Source organism: Hallella multisaccharivorax DSM 17128, from assembly GCF_000218235.1.
Lineage (GTDB): Bacteria > Bacteroidota > Bacteroidia > Bacteroidales > Bacteroidaceae > Prevotella > Prevotella multisaccharivorax.
Map to the genome: position 1 here is coordinate 1,113,642 of NZ_GL945017.1, position 23,922 is coordinate 1,137,563.

General features: G+C 45.5%; 19 protein-coding genes. 8 read left to right on the top strand and 11 right to left on the bottom strand.

The window, feature by feature from the left end; all coding sequences use genetic code 11:
* The first annotated feature begins 10 nt into the window (after nt 1–10).
* A complete protein-coding gene (locus PREMU_RS04925) occupies nt 11–973 on the top strand; it encodes a type I phosphomannose isomerase catalytic subunit (RefSeq protein ID WP_007573577.1) in 963 nt (320 codons plus the stop codon).
* Between the two features lie 78 nt (nt 974–1,051).
* On the opposite strand, the gene recA is transcribed toward PREMU_RS04925, so the two are convergent.
* The 3 genes from recA to PREMU_RS04940 all read right to left on the bottom strand — a co-directional run bounded on the left by recA (nt 1,052) and on the right by PREMU_RS04940 (nt 4,103).
* A complete protein-coding gene (gene recA / locus PREMU_RS04930; RefSeq protein ID WP_244863892.1) occupies nt 1,052–2,026 on the bottom strand; it encodes a recombinase RecA in 975 nt (324 codons plus the stop codon).
* A gap of 148 nt (nt 2,027–2,174) precedes the next feature.
* Nucleotides 2,175–3,416: a saccharopine dehydrogenase family protein gene (locus PREMU_RS04935; protein WP_007573580.1), complete on the bottom strand. Its 1,242-nt coding sequence runs from the start codon at nt 3,414–3,416 to the stop codon at nt 2,175–2,177.
* Nucleotides 3,417–3,488: 72 nt separating this feature from the next.
* The gene (locus tag PREMU_RS04940; RefSeq protein ID WP_007573581.1) at nt 3,489–4,103 is read right to left on the bottom strand and encodes a DUF6621 family protein; all 615 of its coding nucleotides are present in this window, start codon (nt 4,101–4,103) and stop codon (nt 3,489–3,491) included.
* A gap of 181 nt (nt 4,104–4,284) precedes the next feature.
* On the opposite strand from PREMU_RS04940, the gene nhaD reads away from it, so the two are divergent.
* Nucleotides 4,285–5,691 carry a sodium:proton antiporter NhaD gene (gene nhaD / locus PREMU_RS04945; protein WP_007573582.1) on the top strand — a complete coding sequence of 469 codons (1,407 nt, stop codon included), beginning with the start codon at nt 4,285–4,287 and terminating at the stop codon, nt 5,689–5,691.
* A gap of 179 nt (nt 5,692–5,870) precedes the next feature.
* Here the strand turns inward: nhaD and PREMU_RS04950 are convergent, their stop codons facing one another.
* The 7 genes from PREMU_RS04950 to PREMU_RS04980 form a co-directional block, all read right to left on the bottom strand.
* Entirely contained in the window at nt 5,871–7,250 is a 1,380-nt protein-coding gene (locus PREMU_RS04950; protein ID WP_007573583.1) for a leucine-rich repeat domain-containing protein, read from the bottom strand.
* A complete protein-coding gene (locus PREMU_RS04955) occupies nt 7,247–8,947 on the bottom strand; it encodes a BSAP5a family pore-forming toxin (protein WP_156803965.1) in 1,701 nt (566 codons plus the stop codon). The genes PREMU_RS04950 and PREMU_RS04955 overlap by 4 nt, the downstream gene beginning before the upstream one ends.
* Before the next feature lie 2 nt (nt 8,948–8,949).
* Nucleotides 8,950–10,308: a BSAP5b family pore-forming toxin gene (locus tag PREMU_RS14105; RefSeq protein ID WP_007573585.1), complete on the bottom strand. Its 1,359-nt coding sequence runs from the start codon at nt 10,306–10,308 to the stop codon at nt 8,950–8,952.
* A 114-nt stretch (nt 10,309–10,422) separates the two neighbouring features.
* Nucleotides 10,423–10,785: a hypothetical protein gene (locus PREMU_RS04965; protein WP_007573586.1), complete on the bottom strand. Its 363-nt coding sequence runs from the start codon at nt 10,783–10,785 to the stop codon at nt 10,423–10,425.
* 167 nt (nt 10,786–10,952) lie between these two features.
* Nucleotides 10,953–12,518 carry a tetratricopeptide repeat protein gene (locus PREMU_RS04970; protein WP_007573587.1) on the bottom strand — a complete coding sequence of 522 codons (1,566 nt, stop codon included), beginning with the start codon at nt 12,516–12,518 and terminating at the stop codon, nt 10,953–10,955.
* A 201-nt stretch (nt 12,519–12,719) separates the two neighbouring features.
* On the bottom strand, nt 12,720–13,991 hold the full coding sequence (gene dacB / locus PREMU_RS04975) for a D-alanyl-D-alanine carboxypeptidase/D-alanyl-D-alanine endopeptidase (protein WP_007573590.1): 1,272 nt from the start codon (nt 13,989–13,991) through the stop codon (nt 12,720–12,722).
* Nucleotides 13,988–14,377, bottom strand: coding sequence for a PH domain-containing protein (locus PREMU_RS04980; RefSeq protein ID WP_007573591.1), 390 nt, complete (start codon nt 14,375–14,377; stop codon nt 13,988–13,990). The genes dacB and PREMU_RS04980 overlap by 4 nt, the downstream gene beginning before the upstream one ends.
* 149 nt (nt 14,378–14,526) lie before the next feature.
* Here PREMU_RS04980 and PREMU_RS04985 point away from each other — a divergent pair, with 149 nt between their 5' ends.
* From PREMU_RS04985 to PREMU_RS15585, 3 genes are all read left to right on the top strand, one after another.
* A complete protein-coding gene (locus PREMU_RS04985) occupies nt 14,527–15,906 on the top strand; it encodes an MATE family efflux transporter (RefSeq protein ID WP_007573592.1) in 1,380 nt (459 codons plus the stop codon).
* 238 nt (nt 15,907–16,144) lie between these two features.
* On the top strand, nt 16,145–17,251 hold the full coding sequence (gene ald / locus PREMU_RS04990) for an alanine dehydrogenase (protein WP_007573593.1): 1,107 nt from the start codon (nt 16,145–16,147) through the stop codon (nt 17,249–17,251).
* 512 nt (nt 17,252–17,763) lie between these two features.
* Entirely contained in the window at nt 17,764–18,045 is a 282-nt protein-coding gene (locus tag PREMU_RS15585; RefSeq protein WP_244863893.1) for a T6SS effector amidase Tae4 family protein, read from the top strand.
* Nucleotides 18,046–18,339: 294 nt separating this feature from the next.
* Here PREMU_RS15585 and PREMU_RS14920 read toward each other — a convergent pair whose 3' ends face one another.
* Entirely contained in the window at nt 18,340–18,513 is a 174-nt protein-coding gene (locus PREMU_RS14920; protein WP_156803966.1) for a hypothetical protein, read from the bottom strand.
* Between the two features lie 213 nt (nt 18,514–18,726).
* Here PREMU_RS14920 and PREMU_RS05000 point away from each other — a divergent pair, with 213 nt between their 5' ends.
* The 3 genes from PREMU_RS05000 (at nt 18,727) to PREMU_RS05010 (ending at nt 23,877) form a co-directional block, all read left to right on the top strand.
* On the top strand, nt 18,727–19,332 hold the full coding sequence (locus tag PREMU_RS05000) for an RNA polymerase sigma-70 factor (RefSeq protein WP_223918560.1): 606 nt from the start codon (nt 18,727–18,729) through the stop codon (nt 19,330–19,332).
* Nucleotides 19,333–19,422: 90 nt separating this feature from the next.
* Entirely contained in the window at nt 19,423–20,442 is a 1,020-nt protein-coding gene (locus tag PREMU_RS05005) for a FecR family protein (protein WP_007573597.1), read from the top strand.
* A gap of 84 nt (nt 20,443–20,526) precedes the next feature.
* Entirely contained in the window at nt 20,527–23,877 is a 3,351-nt protein-coding gene (locus tag PREMU_RS05010) for a TonB-dependent receptor (RefSeq protein WP_007573599.1), read from the top strand.
* Nucleotides 23,878–23,922 lie beyond the last annotated feature (45 nt).

Consider the following 23,922-nt stretch of genomic DNA (forward strand, 5'->3'; position numbering starts at 1 on the left):
CATAAGAACGATGGAAGCATTAAAATTTAGTCCGTTATTGAAACAGACACTCTGGGGTGGCAATAAAATCATCCCTTTTAAACATTTGGACAGTAATCTGCAAAATGTGGGTGAAAGCTGGGAGATCTCGGGTGTCCCTGGCTCTGAGACTACAGTCAGTGGCGGACGGTTTGACGGCAAACGGCTCAGTGAAGTTGTCAGCATCTTGAAAGGAAATTTAGTTGGAGAAGACAATTACAAGCGTTTTGGAAATGAGTTTCCTTTGCTGATTAAGTTTATTGATGCACAGCAACCATTGTCTATCCAGGTGCATCCCACTGACGAAACTGCCCACGAGCTGGGTTATGAGCGTGGAAAAACGGAGATGTGGTATGTGATGAAGTCGGACAAGGATGCCAATTTGCTTGTTGGTCTGAGAAAGGAGATTACCCCCGAGCAATATGTGCAAATGGTGGAGGATGGCTCCATTGTTGATGCCTTGGGCCATTATGACGTAAAGGAGAACGATTGCTTCTTCCTGCCATCGGGGCGTATTCATGCCATTGGCAAGGGTTGTTTCCTATGTGAGATACAGCAGACTTCTGACGTGACCTTCCGTATTTACGACTTCAAACGTAAGGACAAGGACGGAAACTATCGTCAATTGCACACGAAGGAAGCTGCGATGAGTATCAACTATCAGGTCTTCCCTGACTATCGACAAGCGTATGTGCCGGAGAAAAACCGTGGCGTGTCGTTGGTGCAGTGCCCGTTTTTTAAGACCTTTGTCTATGATTTAGACCAGCCGCTGACACTTGATGTGGAGGCTCTCGATTCTTTTGTCATCACCATTGTGGTGGATGGAAGCGGAAAGATGACCGATGACGAAGGACATGTTTATGAGGTGTCAGCTGGTGATTCTCTGCTCTTCCCTGCTACGACAAAGGAAATCAAGACAGAAGGAAGGTTAAGATTTTTAGAGACCTATGTATAATAACGATAAAGGTAAAAAGGCAAAAGGGTAAAAGGAGTGTTATCCTTTCTACCCTTTTGCCTTATTATCCTTTTGTTTTTACTCTTCCTTGATTTTGTCCATAATCTGCTTTTCAATCTCCTCGCAGAGCTCGGGATTGTCCTTAAGCAACTGCATGGTGGCATCGCGGCCTTGTCCAAGCTTCGAGCCATTGTAGGAGAACCAGCTTCCACTCTTGCTCACAATGTCTTGCTCCACACCGAGGTCAAGGATTTCACCAACCTTATTGATGCCTTGTCCGAAAAGAATATCGAACTCAGCTTTGCGGAATGGCGGTGCTACCTTGTTCTTCACAACCTTGACCCGCACATGGTTACCATACACGTTGTCGCCATCCTTCAGACTTGTGACTCGGCGAATGTCAATTCTCACGCTGGCATAGAACTTCAGCGCATTACCACCTGTCGTGGTCTCAGGATTACCGAACATCACGCCAATCTTTTCACGCAGCTGATTGATGAAGATGCAGCATGTATTGGTCTTTGAAATGGTACCGGTGAGTTTACGCAGTGCCTGACTCATCAGTCGAGCCTGCAGACCGACGGCTGAATCACCCATTTCACCCTCAATCTCTTTCTTTGGAGTGAGTGCAGCCACGGAGTCGACCACGAGAATATCCACTGCCGAAGAGGATATGAGCTGGTCTGCGATCTGCAGTGCCTGCTCGCCATTGTCGGGCTGTGAAATCCACAGATTGTCAACATCCACACCTAACTTCTCAGCATAAAAGCGGTCGAAGGCATGTTCTGCGTCGATGAAAGCGGCAATGCCACCGCGTTTCTGCGCCTCTGCGATGGCGGTGATGGCAAGTGTCGTCTTACCTGATGATTCTGGACCATAAATCTCAATGATTCTGCCGCGCGGGTATCCGCCTACACCTAACGCTATGTCAAGGCCGATGGAGCCTGTGGGAATGACGTCTACATTCTCTACTTTCTCATCGCCCATCCGCATGATAGAGCCTTTACCAAAGTCTTTCTCTATCTTACTCATGGCAGCCTGCAAGGCCTTCATCTTCGCCTGCTTCTCCGCCTTCTGCTGTTCTGCCTGCTCGGCAGCTATCTGTTCTTCTGTCTTAGCCATTGTGGTTTTTCCTTATTAGTAGACATCTTAAGCCAATGAAGTCTATTTTGCGTACTTGTGCTCAATATGTCTATTTTGCCTATAACTCAATATCTTTATCAAACTCCTCATGCCAGGGTAGCCCTTGCTTACCGAGTTCTTCGAGGAACGGGTCTGGGCTAAACTCCTCAACATTGAATACTCCTGGCTTCTTCCAAATACCTTTGAGCAGCATCATGGCACCGGTCATGGCGGGCACGCCCGTGGTATAACTCACACCCTGCATGCCTGTCTCCTTGTAAGCATTCTGATGCTTGCAGTTGTTGTATATATAATAGGTATGTTCCTTGCCGTCTTTGATTCCACGGATGCGGCAGCCGATGCTTGTCTCGCCGTCGTAATTCTTGCCGAGATCCTGCGGATTGGGCAGCACGGCCTTGAGAAATTGCAGTGGCACAATGTTTACCTTCACCGTCTTCGTTGGGTCGTCGGCAAGTGGCGCTTCATAGACAATGGGATCGATGCGCCCCATGCCTGTGTCCTCAATGACGCGCAAGTGTGTGAGATATTCCTGTCCAAAGGTCATCCAGAAGCGCCCGCGTTTGATGGTAGGATAGTTCTTCACGAGGCTTTCCAACTCCTCATGGTGCATCAGATAGCTGTCGCGAGGCCCGATGTTGGGGTAGGTGATGTCGCGGTGAACAGCGAGAGGAGCCGTCTCAATCCATTTGCCGTTCTCGTAATAGAGGCCTTTCTGAGTGATCTCGCGGATGTTGATCTCAGGATTAAAGTTCGTGGCAAACGCCTTATGGTGGTTGCCAGCATTGCAGTCAACGATATCGAGATAGTGGATCTCATCAAAATAGTGCTTTGCGGCATAGGCTGTAAACACTTGCGAGACGCCAGGATCGAAGCCGCAGCCGAGGATGGCAGTGAGCCCTGCTTTCTTGAAGCGGTCCTTGTAAGCCCATTGCCAGGAGTACTCAAAGTGCGCCTCGTCTTTTGGCTCATAGTTAGCTGTGTCAAGGTAATGGCATCCACAGGCCAGGCAGGCGTCCATGATGCTTAGATCTTGATAGGGCAGGGCGAGATTGATTACAAGGTTCGGCCTGTAACTGTTGAAGAGCTGCTTGAGCTGCTCCACATCGTCGGCGTCAACCTCCGCCGTCTTGATGTCCATGGTGTAGCCTTTGGCGTGAATAGCGTCCACGAGACGGTCGCATTTTTCCTTGTGGTGGGAAGCAATCATCAGCTCTCCGAACACGTCTGTATTCTCTGCGATCTTGAAAGCGCACACCGTTGCGACGCCTCCGGCTCCGATCATTAAAACTTTGTTGCTCATTTTATCATGTTATTAGTCATTTTTATTTCTGTCGCGGGCGGTCACGGCCGTCATCCCTGCTGTGCGCCGCTATTATTCCGGATGGATCTCGCCGGCCTTGATGCCCAATGCATTCATCAGCGAGTAGCCCAGTATCTCTTGTCTGAAGTTGCCGCCAGCCATAGGCTGCATAGCGAAGATCGTGATATGCTTGTCTTCAGGAGCATTGCGCAGAGCGGCAGCAAGCTCTTCATAGATCGTACCCTGCTCACCATTGGGGATGATCATGAGGCGTTTCACCTCATCATGTCCCAGCACCATACTGACGGTGTCAAGCATATAGTCGTCCTTGCTCACCACATCGCCCACGGCGTAGGCATTGACAAGAAATTCACCTAAAGCCTTGTCGTTGAACGCCTGGCCGTTAAGCTCTGTCTCAAATATGGAGGGGGTGAAGTTGCTCAGCTTTGGGTGCTGTTTCTCATGAACGAGCACGAGTTGCGTCTCATGGGCTTTGCCATCAGCGCGCAGCCCGCCGTCGAGCGCAATGTCTACAGCCCACTGGCTTAGGTCGGCTTTGGCGATACGGCGGCCTAACATACGTTCAAACTGCACTGACAGCTGGAAAGCAACATAATCGATGTAGTCGGCATCGGCGAGGATTATATTCTCGCTGAGCCTGACGTTGTGGGCTTCTTCAGAATTCATCTTAATATAATCTGTGTTTTAGCCAAGATTTAGCTCATATTGTTTGCAAAGATAATGAAAAGCCCTTGAAATTTCAAAGAAAAGTACTTTTTATTTTTGATACTTATATTTTCTTTCGAGGATAATTCGTAATTTTGTATCAAACTATAATTATTAATATAAATATCATTCAATTGCGCTAATGTCAACACTATCTCTTGCGATCATTATTGTGTTTGTAGCGGGCTATCTTTTCATAGCCTTAGAAAGCGTGACCAAAGTCAATAAGGCTGCCGTCGCCCTGCTCATGTTTGTTGTCGTGTGGACACTCTACATGCTCAACCCCGGCTATTTCGTTTCGCTGATGCATCCCCAGTTTTTAGATATCCTGAAGCTGGAGCATCCCGAACTCGGGAGCCACGTGGACCCGGTTCTTATCTTTGTCACCGATATCATTCAAGGCCATCTCGGCGACACGGGCACAACGCTGTTCTTCCTCATGGGTGCGATGACCATCGTTGAAGTCGTTGATCAGAACGGTGGTTTCGATTGGGTGCGCCGTGTGATGCACACTAAGAGCAAGCGGACTTTGCTGTGGCGCATCGCCTTTATGACGTTCTTTCTCTCGGCTATCCTTGACAACATGACCACCTCTATCGTGATGATCATGATTCTCCGCAAACTCGTGCCGCAGCATAAGGACCGCATTATCTATGCCGCACTGGTCATTATTGCAGCCAACAGCGGTGGGGCCTTCTCACCTATCGGCGATGTGACGACTATCATGCTGTGGAATAAGGGGCTTATCACCGCTGCAGGTGTCATTGGTGAGATATTTGTTCCATCCCTCATCTCCATGATCATTCCTGCCCTCATCTTGCAGATGGCGCTGAAAGGCAATCTCGATGACGGTACGGAGCCGGCAGTGGTTACCCAGGCTCCAGCCCAGGAACTTGGTGATTTCCAGCGCAAGGTAGTGTTCTGGATTGGTGTTGGCGGTCTGATGTTTGTGCCTGTGTTCAAGAGCATTACTCATCTTCCACCTTTTGTAGGCATTTTGCTTGTACTGAGTGTGCTGTGGATTGTCACCGAGGTATTCTATGCAAAGCTGCAGAGTGAGAAAGATACAAGAAAGAAACGTGTGGTCAACCTTATCCGCAACATTGATATGAGCACCATTCTCTTCTTCCTTGGAATTCTGATGGCTGTGAGTTGTCTTGAGGAGATCGGCGCACTTTCGGCGGTGGGCAAGGGCTTGAACGTGACATTCAATGGCAATCATTTCATGGTCACAGGTATCATAGGGGTGCTTTCCTCTATTATCGACAATGTGCCGTTGGTGGCAGGCTGCATGGGAATGTATCCCATACAGGCCGTGGGTGACTTTGCCGCTGACGGAATCTTCTGGCAACTGCTGGCCTACTGCGCCGGAGTGGGCGGCTCCTTGCTGATCATCGGTTCAGCTGCCGGCGTAGTCGTCATGGGATTGGAGAAAATTACATTTGGCTGGTATATGAAGCATGTGAGTTGGATTGCATTTGTGGGCTATTTGGCAGGTATTCTCAGCTATTATGTCATTAGGGAGTTTATTTTCACTATACCGCTGTGACTCTGAGAGGATGGGAGACATGCTGTGGCTTATCTCCCATCCTTAGGGATTAAGAGGATAGACATTCAAAAGGTTGACAGATATCTTCGGCTCTTCCGTTAAATGCATCCAGGATTTTGTTGCCTTATAGTAATTTGTAAAGCAATCTTCATCTAATATCTTAGGGATCTTATTGATCTCTACTCTTCCACTATCTGTCCGAAGCTCTTCCAATAGGTTGCTGACATGTACTTTTCCTTGCAGCCTTTAGGTACATACAATATGCTTCCACTGCGGTCAATGTCACCGTCCTGATTTAATGATGGTGGTGTGTCCAACCTTATGTGCAGTTCCTTTACACGAAGACCTTTTAGGGCATCCACATCCATATATTTTATCGATTTGGGAATGAACAGGCTTTTCAAAACGCCACCTGTATTAAATGGCTCCTCATATATCGCCTTTAGTTTTGAGTCTGTAGGAATCACGATTTCGTCTATCTTAGGCGAGCTGGCGAATGCCCTTGACCTTATGCGCTCCAAACTTGCTGGCAGAACAACAGTCTTGAGATTCTTGCAATCGGCAAAAGCCTCCTCGTTAATTGTCTTAATGCCTTTGGGAAGCAAGATCCTCGACAGATGGGAGTTGAAGAACAGCCTTTCGTCAATATTGAACTCGTAAGAATAGCCCGTGAAATCGCACGCCGACATATCCAGCGTATCAAGAGACAGCCGGCCTATTTTAGCGGCATATTCAACGTCTGTGGGTCCCGCGTATCCTATCATCGTAAGGCTTCTCATTCTCGAAAGATTCTCTTCATCCCGTCCTAACAAGAGATTAAGCCGGTCTGAAAACATCCCAAATTTAATAGTCTCTGATGCATTCAGCGTGCGAGGTTCCTGTATCACCTCGAGGATTGAGGCTTTATTATGAAGACTGTCGCCAGAAACACCATAGAACGCATTTCTCCCCAGACCGGTGTTCAATTGGGCTTGGAGGGGAAATTTAAACGCCTGGCCTTCATTACACTTCACTTTCTTATATATCTCACTCAACCAACTTGTGTCCACCGGCCTTGTATTCTTGCCAGAACCTGTGATATATATAGTCTTGTCGATTTTAAATGAAGAATTAGCCTTAACCTGGATGATAAAGCTACCACCCGTATTTTTGACGTAAACAGTATTGTCCGTGAAATATGCCAGTTTATATGGCTTCTGATTCACTTTCACGACATAGTTGCCTCGCGATGAAGATATGTTCACTGTAGCTTCCCGGACAAAGAGAGACGTGTCGGAAGACGCACATTTAATACGGATACCCGGGGCTCCCGTAACAGAATCCGTACATTCTGTAGCTGAACACCATTTGCCAGTACCGGATGAATAGTTGACGTCAACGCTATACCCGTTGGCCTTAAGAAAGACAACAGTGGTATCCACACCGTTTGGTCCGATATTGAGACCATTGGCAAGGATCTCCTCCGTCACTGGATTTATCGTCTCGTCTTCACTTTCCTTGCACGAGGAAAAGGTAAGAACAGCAACTGTAAGGAATAAGATTACATTTCTTGTATTCATAAACCAATAATTTTAAAAGTTCTTGTTACTGTTCCAAGACTAATGTTCTTATACGTACAATTAGCGTCAAACCAGTCTCTGAGTCCATATTCATCCAGAACGTAGTCACCTTCCAGATCATCCTCGTATACAGTAAACGCTATCTTGCTTTCTTTATTGTATATAAACTTTAAGTTAAGATTGCTGTTTCCGAACCAGTGCATATTGTTAAAGTCCACTGTTATGGTCTCACATAATGGGTCTAATATTTGTGGATTATACCGTCCGTAGACATTTGACTTAATTTCTATGTCGAAGACTTTCTTCATTTCTTCGGCAATCTTGGAGGCCTTGGCAAAAAATACATCATTGTCGTTATTCTTCAAAAGCTCCTCGTCTGTCAGATTCTTGTCGTTCGGCTCAATTAGTATTATTTTGTCTCCTTGCCGTGTATTCAATATTGCTGCTATACCATACAAAGCCTTATTATACTTCGAGGAATATCTAACGTAATATCTTGAAATCTCAATGAAAGTAGAGAAAAACTTATTGAAACTGTCCAAATATCCCTCGGAAGTAAGCTCTAACCGTTTTTTATAGTTGTCCTCCAATACCACATCACTTATATGGAGAAGTCCTCCGTCCCCAATGGACACGATGGAATGCGTATTTTCATTATCCAATGACTGGGCCCAGGAAGACATGTCCATAGACGACTTATGTATGTCAAGAAGCCTGTCCGCTGTCTCGATACCATGCTTGCCTCCAAATGTGTTAATGCTTGTGTAACATTCGTCAAGGAACTTTTTCCTTCCAGAAATAACGCCTGAGCTATTTCCAATCTTTAGGCTGTCAAGACTGATGTTGCCCGAATATTTCTTAATCTTGAAATCTATAGAAGCATTTATTTCCTGATCCATGAGTTTCTCCTTGTCCTTGACGCTTATGGACGATCTTGCCAGTCCGGCATACAAAGCCGTGATCTTTCCGCCTGTCAAGTAATCCGCCATGATAAAATCCCCATAGCTGCTCAAAAGTTTACCAGCAGGCGAACCATAAAGATTTTTCATGAAAGATTTTGTCAGACAAGCCAATGCGTAAGCATGAAGAGAACTTTCCGATGGATTTAACTTAAACTCGGAATTGTAGTAAGCAATATCTGCCTCTCCATATACAGCATGAATGGAGTCGCTAATGTAGGAAGAGAATACTTTCGTGTTTTTATGCCTGCGTCCAATCTTGATGATATGAAGTATATTGAGGCTGAATCCCGATGATGACTTCTTTAAGTATTGCGACTTTTGTATAAAGTCATCATAGCTGGTGTATGAGAAGCTGTTTATCGAAGATGTGCCTATATGATTTTTGGTTATAAACTTCGGGTCATAATCTGAAACCTTGTCTATGTCTATAACAGGGAAACCTACATTATGTGGATCACCTAAAATCGTATTGCCAATTTTATATGAATATCCTAACAACTCTCCGGAATTCCCATTTTTATCGTCATTAGCGGTCGCGCGCGTAGACGAAAGAAGTTCATAATCAGACCAGTGCGTTTTAACGTTCGGGAGATTTGAATTTCTCTCTTGATAAACAGTATCTTGTATTTCTTGTATTGCAGTGCTCTTTATGGCGTTGCCACTTTCCTGTTCAGCAACTTCAGAGCAAGATACAAGAACTATCACGAAAAAGGAAAATAATGGAAAATCACGCATTCTCATTTCTTCACTATTTTGAAAGATTTTGCAGCAGCAGAGTCAAAAATCTCCTCACCGGTTACCACATCAAAAAATCTTGTTAATTTCACAGCGTCTATCAAGTCAGAGTCGGGTATTACAAAGCCTTCCCATGTTCCTGTGAATTTTATTTCGCGATCATTGTATTTAGCATATACTGTATATGGAACCTCAACCTTATACGATGTTAATTCCAAATAAATTGAGATCAAATACCTATCCTTTGATTGAGGAACTTTTCCTTCAACAATATATTTTCTATTAGAATAGACATCTTGATAACCTGAGGTGATGTATCTTATTTTGCGGGTATTTCCGTCCAACAACAGAGCCTTCCTTGCCAGAACTGTCGGCATTTGGAACCATGTGGTAGTGTTTAAGTCGAATCTTATATTGCTCCGATACTGCTGGAACCAGCTTCTCTCTGTGACACGAGTATTGACTGTATCAGAGAAAGAAGCGCCCGGATTACCCTTATAAACCCTATCTAATTTTATTTTATAAGGAGCAGCATCTGTAACCTTGGCATTCTCAAAATCAAAGTCCACCTTGTTGACTGTAAACACATTTAGAGGTTTCACAAGAAATTTCTGCTGATTTTTTCCTGTATATTCAGCAAAACGAACCTCATCGTTGTCGTTCACGTTCAAATAATAATTGAATACCGACCACATATTATTAGGGTCTTTCTGACCAAGCAACATCTCATTCTCTATGCTGAAATATCCATCTGTGTTGGTAGGTTTTAAATCCCAGCTGACAAAAAGATTGGAGAATTCATCCTTAGAGGAGGACATCATAATATTGATGTTCGGAGTTTTATTATAGTGTCCGACAGTAAGCGGCGTTTGGGACGATTCAGAATACAACAGATAGGGGATGCCTGCCGAAGCTGGCAAGATCTTGATATAGAAGCGTTGGGCTTTATCTGCCTCGTTCTTCTTGTCTGTGAGTTTCACTTCTGCTTTGGTACCTGAACAATACAGATACCTTTTGCTCTTATCCTTACCGGACTCCAGCACTTCTATCCTTACCGGCAGCTCTCTTATAGCAAACATATTGCTATTAAAATTTGCATCATAGTTTGCTCCCTGCTGACTAATCCTGCGAAGACGCTTGCCAGCTTTTGTCCGTAAATTCAAGAGATACCTCACAGAGTCGTTTATTTTAAGCGGGCTAATGCTGTCAGCACCGGCCATCGTTGCCCTTGTCGAAGGGGGCATAGAGGTTTGAGCCTCTGACAGAAGTGGTACTTCATTCTTATTCAGTTCTGCGCCATCAGAACAAGAGAAGAGTACGGTCACCATGATAAAAGCGAAAATGTAATAAATGTGCTTCATTGTTATGTTTTAGTTTATGTTAAATTCAAAAGTGCGAATAATCTTGTTGTAGAGTTATCTTATGCAAGCAACTATGTATCAAGACAAGTGGTCTTTCGTGACTGTCTCATAGGACTATTTAAAAAACAGCAATATTCCCTCGTAGGTTACATTACTTAGAGCTATGCTCACGGTATATTCACCTTCTGCCAAGCTTTGTGCATTTAAAGCAATAGCCCCATCTCCATCTATATTGGCAGCTGTAGAGCCAACGATGCTTCCCTTGGTATCATAAATGTACATCCAGACCATTCCATAATATCTCTGAATGTGCACATTCACAACACTATCATCGTAGTCTACCTTTACTCTTGTTGCTGATGGCATTCTCATCCCCCCGCGTTGAAACAATCCACTTCGTCTCAGAACAACAGGTTTAGGATACACGCTAACACAGCACATTAGTGCTAAAAGAGAAAGTAATAAAATCCTTTTCATTTACTTTTAATTCTTGATCGCAAAGTTAGGTCATAATTAGCCTGCTTCCAAATTTTATGTATCTAAAAACGACTTTTCTGTAGATTGCTTATAAATTACTAATATTCAATGTTTTACATGTCTTTTATCTCTAATCCCATATCTAAAAATGATAATTTACGATGTTTTTAATAGTTCTCAATGAACTCTTTTGTTGAATCATCGCCACTCTTTAATCCTATTTTAGACTTTATGAGGAAGAGTTTTTGCCTTACTGAAGAATCCTTGATATGATAGATCTCAGCTATGCGGTGAACAGGCAACCGTAGTCTGATAAGCATAAGAAAATGGATGTCTTTCTGTGTAAGAAAAGGAAATTGCTTTTTTATCCTCGTGACAAACTGTCCGTCAGCATTGTCTAAGAAGGTTTCCAATTCTTCCCAATCTTCATTGTTCAGGACAACGGTTATCTTCTTACCGTCTATTATGTCTTCTCTATCCCCTGCTTTTAATTTTTTGACGATATCCACCTTCTTGAGGAGGAAGCTGCGGATATTTGTTATTTGAAGATTTTTGCTCTTGATCTCCATCAGGTGCATTAATTTTTCTTTCTTTGCCTTGTTTACAACAAGAAATATGATAATTATAGCAAGTCCTAACGTAATATATACTACTATGGTTTTCCAATGATTTTCTTTTTGAATGGAGGCCCTCTTTGTTTCCCTATCAACGAGAAGCTTGTAATACTTGTCTTTTGCGGATAAGTTGTCGGCGTTCTTTTTGTACAGATAAGATTCTACAGAATCGGCAAAATCGCTAACAGATCTGCAATTGCCTTCCTGCAAGGCTATTAGTCGGCGTAATGAGTATATCACGTCTCCGTAATTAGGATATTCGTCTTGTTTAATTTGAGAAAGCAGATGCTTAGCCTTGTCTATATTTCCAGCTTTGTACAGGGCATTGCTCAAAGTCAATATAGCAGAGGCATCACGGTCAGCTCTGTAAGTGAAAGATTCTTCTGCCGCTTTCAGGGCCATTGTATCTTTTCCTGATATGTCATAAAAATTAGACAAATCTTGCAAGGTATTTGCAATCACTGTTGAATCTCTTAATGTCATGGCGTATTTTATCGCCTTTCTTGTAAGGGAGATGCAAGTATCCATTTTCTCCTTTTTATAAGAATAGCATTCAGCTAAATTTAAGATAGAATAGATTTTATTCCGCAGATTTCCCCCTTTGATTCTATTATAGGTTGCAAAGGCTAATTTGCTGTATTGAATAGCTTTATCAGGGTCATATTCTCTAAGGATAAGGGATGATTGCGAAAAAGACATACTTGCCGTCAGGTAATCTTTCCTTTTCTTAGCTGCATCTATAGAATGGGAGAAACAATTCAGCGCCTTTTCGGAGCTGTCATTTAGAGCATAGTATTTTCCCATGTAATATAAGCACTTTGCATATAAGGAATCTTGTGGTTTGTCTTGATACCACTTATAGGCTATTCCAATCAAAGAGTCATTGTTTACATCTATTCCAGATTTGTCTTGTGAAAGTGTATATACAAGTGAATACATAGCCATACCCCGATCAGAAAGTCTCGTCTGGTTTACTTTATTGAGCACAGATATTGCGCTGTCGGGCTTACCGTGCTCTGCCAAAGATAAAGCCATAGTGAGTTGGGCGTCGTGTTCTCCATTGCATGACACCATTAACATGAGGACTAATGGTATAAAAAGTATGGCAACTCTTTTCATCTTTTTAAAGTTTCTATAATCGCATTGCCTTTACACCGTAATCGCATTGCCTTTACACCGTAATCGCATTGCCTTTACACCGTAATCGCATTGCCTTTACACCGTAATCGCATTGCCTTTACACCGTAATCGCATTGCCTTTACATCGTAATCGCAATGCCGTTGCATTTTACCGTGATCAGGCGGTCATTTGATAGGTGCTTAGGGCTTGCAGAGAATGTAGCAAACCTTATCCTGAAAGGCTCTGCCGTTGCTGCCGTGCATTACGCCCTGATTGATGATGGAGAAGCAGAGATGGTGGCCGTTGGCAGCGGTGAGATAGCCACAGAGACTTGATATACCCTCAACGGTACCTGTCTTGGCATGTACGTTGCCCTGAGTGAATTGCGAGTGCATGCGCTTCTTCAGTGTACCGTCAATACCGGCGATGGGCAGGGCAGGGTAGAGGTGGTTATAAATGTTCTGATTTTGGTAAGCATAGCGCAGGAAACGGGTTTCCAGTTCGGGAGAGACATAATTGTAGAGCGACAAGCCGCTGCCGTCGGCGAGGCGGTAGCGCGAAGGGTCAAGTCCCAGGCGGCTGATGAGCTGCCGCTCGATGGTTTTGGCGTCTTTAGCGGTTGCGGGGCGGTTGCCTGTAGAGGCTGCGATCTGATAGTACATCGACTCGGCATAAAGGTTGTCGCTCTGCTTGAGCATGCGGTTGAGAATCTGGTCGATAGTATGGAATCGGCTCACGATGCAACTGGCATCCTCCGGCTTCCGCTTCTCTGAGATATTGCCCGTAAGCACGATACCTGACCTGTGGATGGCCTCGAGAAACTTGTCCATGAAGTTGTCCTTTCTCTGAAAGACCAAAGGAGAAAGCACGGGGTTGTCATCGTCCCAGCACCATCCTTCTCCGAGGAGGTCGGCATTTTTCATGGACCGGTCAGCGTAAAGGTTTCCACGGATGGTGTCCACACCCATCTTGCGCAACGCCTCGGCAAAAGCCTGCATGTCGTCACGATTGAAGCGTGGGTCGAAACCGCCCACGCAGTAGACGTCGCCGTAGAGAGTGGTGCTGTCTACACGGCCGGTATAGCACAGGTCAGTCTTAAACTGATAGCTCCCGCCGAGACGGTCAAGGGCCGTGATAGCTGTGATAGTCTTCATGGTCGATGCCGGCCGCATGAGTTGTCGCTCGTTGTGGCGGTAGATGGCGGAATCGGCATCGAGATCGTAGACCATGATACCGACTTGCGATGTTTGAAACATCTTGCTCTCAAGCAGTTCGTCGATATCGGCCTGCACATTCTTGGGCCATGCCAGCGTGTCGTGATGGAAGATGAGCGAATCGGTCCACGCTGAGTCGGCAAGGGCTATAGTGTCATTCTTGTCGGTGTTGTCGTCGTCGACGGTGACTTGTGCCAGGGTGGGAAGTGCTGTGAGCAGGAAGAACCATAGCATTAAAATACTTCTCGTAAGTTTCATTGGGCTGCCTCCATTTCTCTTTTCAGGGCTGCGATAAAGGCCTCCTCGTTTTGGGGTTGCACAGAGACCATGCTCTCAGCTGCTCCGTAAGTGATGAGCAGATAGCGCACCAGCCCGAAGACTGAACTCATGGGCCGGCACGAATGTATCAGTCCGACTTCAATGACCTTTCGCTTTGACAGCCGGCCATTGTCGACGATGAGCTTCCCATCGCTGATGATGTATTGACTATGGAGTGTCCGTTCAGCCACTATAATGAGGCAGAAGGCCATGCACAAGCCCATGACAGGGCTTTTAGACCAGAAGGCATAGAGTGAGAGCAAAAGAAAGAGAATGATGCCACACACTGCGCCCAGAGTTGTTCTATGATGAAATGATCGGGTCATTGATATGCTATCCTTATTATGTTCAGTAACAACGATTTTGCAAAGTTACGGCTTTTCTTTGAGTTAGTGGGCTTAGGCTGAAGAAATATAGTGAAAAGAAATGATTTTCGCATATTTATTACTACATTTGTACGCCCAAACGCGAACACATGAAGAAGAGTGACCTATTGCTTGCCAAGATACGCAACGGTGAGGAGATGACGGGGCGTGAGAAACTCAACCTCATCATTGAGCTGAGTATCCCCTCGATGTTGGCCCAGATAACGACGGTGATAATGTTCTTTATCGACGCAGCCATGGTGGGACACCTTGGTGCCGCCGCCTCGGCGAGCATAGGCTTGATCGAGACCACGACATGGCTTATGGGCTCTATCCTCTCAGCAGTTTCGGTTGGCTTCTCGGTGCAGGTGGCCCATTTCATTGGTGCCAACGATTTTGTGCGTGCACGTCAGGTGTTTCGCCATGCGCTGGTGTGTGGCATCGGTTTCAGTGTCCTGATGGCACTCGTGGGCGTGGCGGTGCACTGGCGGTTGCCTTTCTGGCTTGGCGGTGAGGCAGACATTGCCCCGATGTCATCAGCTTATTTCCTCATCTTCAGTCTTACATTGCCTGCCGTGCTCGTTTATCATCTCATGGCAGCCATGCTCAAGAGCGCGGGTGATATGCGGGTGCCCAGTGCCCTGTCCATCATGATGTGCTGCCTCGACGTGGCGTTCAACTATCTGTTTATCTATGTTTTTGACTTGGGTGTCACTGGTGCAGCCTTGGGCACGATGACGGCTTACGTGCTGACTGTGGTGCCGATGTCATGGCAGGCAGTATGGGAAAACAAAATTATTGCGCTCCGTCTCGATCATGCACGCTTCGTGTGGATGTGGGAATATGTACGCAATGCTGTCAAGATCAGTCTTCCCATTGCCGTGCAGAATGTGCTGATGGGTTCGGCGCAGGTTGCCTCCACGCTGATCGTTGCCCCTTTGGGCAATGTGGCAATTGCAGCCAACTCGTTTGCCATTACCGCCGAGAGTCTCTGCTATATGCCAGGCTATGGCGTGGGTGATGCCGCTACTACGCTCGTCGGACAGACCTACGGAGCGGGTCGGCGGCAGCTGTGCTTTAACTTCGCTCACCTCACCATCGCAACGGGTATGGTGGTTATGGCTTTCATGGGAATGGTGATGTATCTCTTCGCACCCGAGATGATCGGGTTCCTTTCGCCTGTGGCATCCATCCGTGAATTAGGCGCAGAGGTATTGCGCATTGAGGCCTTTGCCGAACCGTTCTTTGCAGCTTCCATCGTTGCTTATTCAGTTTGCGTGGCAGCTGGCGATACGCTCAAGCCCGCTGCCATGAGTCTTTTCTCCATGTGGTGCGTACGTCTGACACTGGCCTGGTGGCTCTCGCAGAGCTACGGTTTGCGGGGTGTCTGGATTGCCATGGCTACGGAGCTCACTTTCCGCGGCTCCGTCTTCCTGTTGCGAATATGGAAAGGAAAATGGAACAATTTGCCAACCTCAGCCCTACCGTAGTATTCTGTCAGAGTGGCACGGTTGTTGATCGTGCTGCCAATTCTTCTGTATGTCATTAAGCACTAAGCGCGTGGATGCGCCGTTGAAGGCATTGAAAGCTGAGTATTCCGGATGTTCAGCTATTATGATTCAGCGTTAATAAATATTGTTAAATCTGCAAAAGGCATGTTACAATGAACTGGATTTTTATCTATCTTTGAGGCTGTTTTAAGAACCAATCTAATTAACATTTTGCACTATGAGAATTGGAATACCTAAGGAGATGAAAGACAACGAGAACCGTGTGGGCATGACTCCCGCAGGCGTTGCCGAGTTGACGAAACATGGCCACACCGTATTTGTACAACATACCGCTGGAGAGAACAGCGGATTCAGCGACGAAGAGTATGCCGAAGTTGGTGCGGAGATTCTTCCGACTATCAATGAAGTATATGCCCAAGCCGACATGATCGTGAAGGTCAAGGAGCCTATTGAACCTGAATATGGTCTGATCAGGAAAGACCAGCTGGTATTCACTTATTTCCATTTTGCGTGCGACCGGCCGCTCACCGATGCGATGATCAAGAGCGGTGCCGTCTGTCTGGCCTACGAGACTGTGCAGAAAGCCGACCGCTCTCTGCCGCTACTCGTACCCATGAGTGAGGTGGCAGGACGCATGGCAGCCCTCAATGGCGCCTTTTATCTGCAGAAGACTAAAGGTGGCAAGGGAAAACTCATCAGTGGTGTACCGGGGGTAAAGCCCACCAAAGTGCTGGTCTTGGGGGGCGGCACAGTGGGTGAGGCCGCGGCGAGAATGGCAGCAGGTATGGGAGCTGATGTCACCATTACCGATATTTCACTGCCTCGTCTGCGCCAGCTTGAGAATGAATTGCCGGCTAACGTGCACGCTCTCTACTCTACTGAGCACAATATCCGCAAGGAGTTGCCTGATGTGGACATCGTTATTGGCTCTGTACTCGTGCCGGGTGACAAGACACCACATCTCATCACACGCTCTATGCTCGGTCTGATGGAGAAAGGCACCGTGCTCGTGGATGTCGCCATCGACCAGGGTGGTTGTTTCGAGACCTCGCATCCCACTACGCACAGCGATCCCGTCTATGAGGTTGACGGCATCGTGCACTATTGTGTCGCCAACATACCAGGTGCTGTACCCAACACGTCAACGATGGCACTCACCAACGCTACGCTTAAATATGCTGTGGCTTTGGCCGACAAGGGATGGCGGCAGGCCTGCAAGGACGATGAAGCACTCTTCAAAGGTCTGAACATCGTTGACGGGAAAATCACCTACAAGGCCGTGGCTGATGTATGGGGACTGCCCTATGAGCCTATCACACTATGAGCTAACGCCGTGCTGAACTAATGGCAGGGGAGTTGCTATTTCAGCTCTCCTGTCTGATAAAACCTCAGCATATCTATATTATAGATAGCGAGGTATTAAAATTCTATTCAAGGTGAAAATTAATCAGCCAATACAAAAATAGGAAAAATGAATAACACCATTTTGAGATATTTTACTACAAAGCGTTATCTATAAGTGACTAATATACCACCTTTAATTATATAGAATAGTTTTAAAGAATGATATGTTGTGTTATTTTAATGTAACAAACTGACCGCTTTTGTTCGTACTAAAAATTTTATTGCTATCTTTATACCGTAAATTTAAATATTTCATATTATGGCATTAACGTATTCAAAATTAAGTTCTAACTTTAGTAAAGTGAAAGACTTAGATGTTAAAGCACTCGGAAACTTTATAGGAGGAAAAGTAAAGACAAAATAGACTCTAACACTTTTCAAAACGGATGCGCTATTAGGCTATCTTATGTTTTTAACTATTCCGGAGTTCCCATATCTTCTTCTGACGGAGCTGTATCTTCTGGTGCTGATAAAAATTTATACAGAGTTACAGATATGGTAAAATTCATCAAGAAACATATTGGGAGAACACCATTGTCGGGTACAAAGGCTTCTGACTTTACTGGCAAAAAGGGTATTATAATTTTCAGCGACTGTCAATGGTCAAATGCCACAGGACATGTTGACCTTTTCAATGGTACAAAAGTTGAAAGTAAGAAGGGAAATGATTATTTTGCCCCTTGTAATGCTGAGACTTTGTACACCATGAAATAAAGTAATTATGAGATGGATATTGCCTTTCTTATTGGTTCTATTTTCTACCTGCTCAATGTCTCAAAATTTGCATCGGTGTGTAGTAGCCTGATTTTGGTTGACTACTTTATGCTCTTAACCCTTAGAAGAGTTGACTCGGTTAAACTTAATCCTTATAAGAGTTGACTACTTTGCTGTAACCTGAAAAGAGTTGACAGTTGTAGTTGCAAACTCTGATATTTGTTGTCTGAGGGCAAAGGTAAACATTTATCAGGGATTAGACAAGAGTTTATTGCCTTCTCTTTAGCTAATGCCCTAAGTCGTCCTCATTGATGCACGTGGTCTCTGCAGGGCTTGTAGTATATCAGTGTTTAATGACTCATTAATGAGTCTCTCCTTGATATACTGCTGCTTGTAGCTTATCCAGCGTTTTTGCTGTTCTCCCGTATGCTCGGCTGCCTCCTTAGGCGTCATCATGCCGATACTCATATGCGAGTGCTCTTCATTGTAGAAACAGACGGCCTGTCTGACAGCATTGATAACCTCATCTATAGTTATTCTAGACCACTTTATATGGGGTGGGAAACTTTAGTTACATAATACTATAAAATTACTATCTTTGCACATATAAAGCTAAAATAGAACAGAACAAAGTATATATAATGTGATTTGCCGCTATCTATGCAGCAAAAGGCCCAGGTTATGGAAAAAGGAAATAGCATATACGATCTAATCCGAAGGGGAGATAAGCGTGCTTTCGAAGACCTCTATCGGAAGTATTATCCTGTCCTCTGTGAGTTATCTAAAGCTATTACCCATAGCCACGAGACAGCAGAGGAGATTGTAGATGATTTGTTTTTCTCGATTTGGGATCATCGTGAAACCTTTTCGCCTGTTAGTCTCGATTCTTATCTTTTCCAATCCATAAGAAATAACAGCAAGAAGGCATGCATGTCTCAATCTTTCAGAAAGAAGGATCGTACCAGCAGCATCGAGGAACTCTATATACAAATAGACAATTACCTAACGGATGATGCCCATCCTTTAGGCTGGTTATTGGAAAAGGAAATGGAAAAAGCCTACAACCATGCCCTTGACAGTTTGTCACCTGAGTGTCGCCGTGTGTTTGAACTTAGTAGAGTACAAGGAATGACCTATAAAGAGATAGCCGAGAAACTTGGTATCTCAGTGAATACCGTGAAATACCACATGAAGCAAGCTATCAAAATCCTTACAGAAAAATTGTCACCGGTCCTATTTCTTTTGCCTTTTCAAAAAATATTTTCCATTTCCCCTACTCTCTTTTAAGAAAAAGGTATCTATAAGAATAAGAAGGCTAATTGCATTGTCTCGTAGCTATTGGAACGAACCATAAAAACAGAGAAATCAACAACTAAAATGACGACATATGACGAACATATTGATGATCTGATCCTTCATTTTGCGAAAGGAGATATCTCAAAAGAAGGGTTACTCGAACTGAATGAGTTTATTCATCAGAGCGAGGTGAACAGATGCTATATCCGAGACACACGCGAACTTTATTTCGACCACGTAGCTTCCAGCGGGGAGACGAAGCAGGAATTCGACCCGGAGAAGGCCATTCTGCGATTCCTTGCTTATACAGGTAAGGAGGAAGATATCATGAGGAATTCAACCCCCAGGAAAGTGGATTCCTTCAAGCGAATCATTCAGATAGCTGCTATCATCATACTCTTGCTTCTTCCCTTTGCGGCATACCATTATGGAGTACAGCATATCCATCGAAAATTCGCTGCCATTGAGGTTTCTGTTCCGGAAGGTTCCCAACTGGCTATCTCACTCCCCGACAGTAGCCAGGTAAGACTTAATTCCGGTTCCACCATTCGCTACTCGCAAGGATTTGGTATCACCGACCGAAAGTTATTTTTGGAGGGCGAGGGGTTCTTCGATGTCAGACATAACGAACAAATGCCATTGACGGTAGAAACTCATGGAGTAGTTGTGCACGATTTAGGAACAGCATTTAAGGTAAGCAATTATCGGGAAGATACGAACATCGACATCCGTCTCTATGAGGGTAAACTAAGCCTTTACAATACGCCCACAAAGAGAAACGGCATAAGCATGTCACCCGGGGAGGAGGTGCTTATCAACAAGGCTACAGGCAAATTTCTGCGGCAGCGAATGAACGAAAGCATTGGTGAGGGGGCAAGCATGAACATACTGTATTTTGACAATAAGCCATTACGAACAGTAGCACAAGCACTTTCAAGAAGCTACGGCATTCATGTTAAGGTCGCAAAGACCGCTGAAAACAAGCATGTATATCTCATTGTAAACAGAAAGGCTAACACTATTGACGATTTACTCTTATCTCTGCAAAAGACAGGACATATTAAATATAAGAAAATAACAAACGGGTATCTTCTGTACTGAAAATACACCAACGTTCAACGATCATCCACCTATTGATTATCACATCATAATAATAAACATGTTAAACTAAAGCTTATTGACACTATGAGTAAATTACTGAGAAAAAGCTTACTCACTGCGTTTCTTGCCATCTCTGAGGGCTTCAATGCCCAGGCCCAGGCGAGATCGGTGACGATGAATCTACGTAATGTGACCGTTAAATCCGCCATTGTCAACCTGCAGAAGGCGACAGGCTATTCCGTTGTAATCTATGCCAAAGATGTTGATATGTCCCGCCATGTCGATGTCAATGCAAAGAACGAGAATATATCCAAAGTGGTTGACCAGATTCTTAGCGGGCAGAATGTCAACTACGAAATCAACGGGAACGCAATCGTTGTAAGTCAACGTAAGTCTAACACCCCGTCTGGAGGCAAAAGCACCCAGAGACCCAAGAACGATAAACGGACACATGTCACAGGCACCATCGTTGACGAGCAGGGGCAACCTGTTGTCGGCGTCACGGTTGTGGACAAGGTAACCAACACAGGTACCGTGACCGATATAAACGGCAACTTCAGCATGAATGTACCAACCGGGACAGAACTGACAGTGACATATGTAGGCTACGCCGACATGAAAGTACGCGCTTCTGAGGGCATGACGGTCAAGCTCAGGCCCGACACACAGCTTCTCAACGATGTCGTGGTCGTTGGATACGGTACGCAGAAGAAAGTGGATGTCACAGGATCTATCTCCTCGGTTAGCGGTAAGGACCTGATACGCTCACCCATGGCAAATCTCACCAATTCGCTCGGTGGTAAACTCTCAGGCTTGCGCGTCGTGCAGCGCTCGGGTGAACCCGGCAATGATGCGGCCTCAATCGATATCCGCGGTTATGGTTCAGCTCTTGTCATCGTGGACGGTGTGCCGAGCAGTTTCTCGCAAATTGATCCAAACGAAATAGAGAGCGTCACGATTCTCAAAGACGCCTCCGCGGCTGTCTATGGTATACGTGCTGCTAACGGCGTCATTCTGGTGACAACCAAACGAGGAGGCAAGCAAGTTACAAAGATAGAACTTAACACTACCTTCAGCTGGCAACGTCCTACCAAATATCCTAAACTTGCAAATGCTGCACAGTTTGCCGAACTGACCGACGAAGATCTGGTCAATCGCGGCAAACAGCCAACTTACGGAGCTGAAGAATTGGAAAAGTGGCGTAAGGGAGGCGAAGGCTATGAAAGCACTGACTGGTACGATGAGGTCGTCAGAGATTGGGCTCCACAACAGCAATACAACCTCAATTTGCGTGGAGGAAGTGATAAGATTCGCTACTTCGCTTCTATCGGCTATCTCAACGAAGGTGGCATGTGGAGTTCCAACTGCACCAACTATCAACGCTTCAACTTCCGTTCCAACACTGACGTGCAGATCACAAAGGGCTTGTCAGCGTCTCTTTCTCTCTCCGGGCAGAAAGGACAGCGCCATGCCTCTCCCTGGGATCCAAACTATATCATGGCATCCGTTCAGCAGAACTACCCGACTTTCCACCCCTACGCTAACAACAATCTCGATTATTACGCGCTTACCAATATGTCGGCACGAAACGCAAAAGCCGTCATCGATTCCAACGTCATGGGTTACGACAAATCGGAGAACAAGCGCTTTGAGGGTATCGCTTCACTGACCTATGACTCTCAGTCAGTGAAAGGCCTTTCGCTGAAAGGGCAGTTCTATTACCGCAACATTGACAACTACCGGAATGTATTCCAGAAAAAATACAATTATTATACCTACGATCAAGCCACAGATCAGTATAATGTAGCCTACACGGGATTCAACCCCTCGAAGCTGACCCGTTTCATGTGGAACGATGAGACATATATGCTGCAAGGATCCATCAACTATGAGAACACCTTTGCCAAACTGCATCATGTCAAGGGCCTGTTCCTTATGGAGACAACCAAAGAGCGTTATCACGACCTGAGCGGTTACCGCGAATTCGTAATCGACGCTATCCCCGAACTGGACAACGGCAGCGATAAGAACAAAACTAACTCTGGCAGCAGCTCTGACAGTGGCAGAATAGGCTATGTAGGGCGAGTAGATTACGACTATGCCGGCAAGTATCTCGTCGAGTTCAGCTTCCGTTACGATGGTTCCTCCAAGTTTGCCAAGGCTAAGCGCTGGGGATTCTTCCCTTCCGTATCTGCCGGCTGGCGCATCAGCGAAGAGTCCTTTATGCAGAAATTCTCCAATGTGCTCGACAATTTGAAGATTCGCGCATCATGGGGCCGTCTCGGTGACGACGAGTCGGTTGCCGGTTATCAGTACCTGACAGGCTACACTTACCCAAGCGGTTCTTATATTCTTGGCACTGATGTCATCAAGACCTTAGTACCCAAAGGTCTGGCTAACGAAAATATTACTTGGTACACATCTGATATCTATAATGTAGGTCTTGATTTTGACCTTTGGCGCGGGATGCTTTCGGGTACGTTCGAGCTCTTCTACCGTCATCGTAATGATCTGCTTGCCACACGGGCAGCATCTCTCCCGACAACCTTCGGTGCCAGTCTGCCCCAGGAGAACCTCAACTCCGACAGCAACAGAGGATTCGAGATTCAGCTCTCTCACCACAACAAGATTGGAGAGCTGACTTATGATGTCAGTGGAAACTTCTCTTTCTCAAGGGCCAAATATGACCATGTGGAACGCAATGCCTCTCTCAACGACTACGACGATTGGCGCAACAACACCAATGGCCGCTACAAGAATATCTGGTGGGGCTATAAGGCCATCGGACAATTCCAGTCGATGGAGGAAATCGCTACATCGCCCATTCAGGACGGTAACGGTAACCAGACACTGGTGCCCGGTGATATCAAATACGAGGACTACAACCACGATGGTATCATTGACGATAACGATGTTCATCCTATTGGCCGTGGGACTACGCCGGAAATTATGTACGGCTTGACATTGTCGGGCCAATGGAAAGGAGTCGACTGCACACTATTCTTCCAAGGTGCTGCCAATTTCAACGCCTATCTGAATGACGACATGGCTAATCCCTTGTTTAATGGGGCCAACACGCTTGCCGACTTCATGGACCGCTGGCATCACGAGGACATCTACGACACCTCCGCGAAATGGATCCCCGGAAAATATCCATCGACCTATGCAAGTGGCAAGATCAACAACCAGAAGACCTCTACTTTCTGGCTGCAGAATTCCAGTTACTTGCGACTGAAGGAACTTCAGATAGGCTACACACTGCCCAAAGTATGGACACAAATGGCTGGCCTGGAGAGCGTACGTGTATTCTTCTCCGGATACAACCTCCTTACGTTCACCGGAATGGGTCTGCTTGATCCTGAGGCAAGCGGAGGCAAAGGCCGCTACTATCCACAGCAGAAGGTTATCTCTTTCGGTCTGAACGTTAAGCTCTAAGATTGGAAAAGAAGTTTATTATGCAGTTTAATAAAATATAATTCC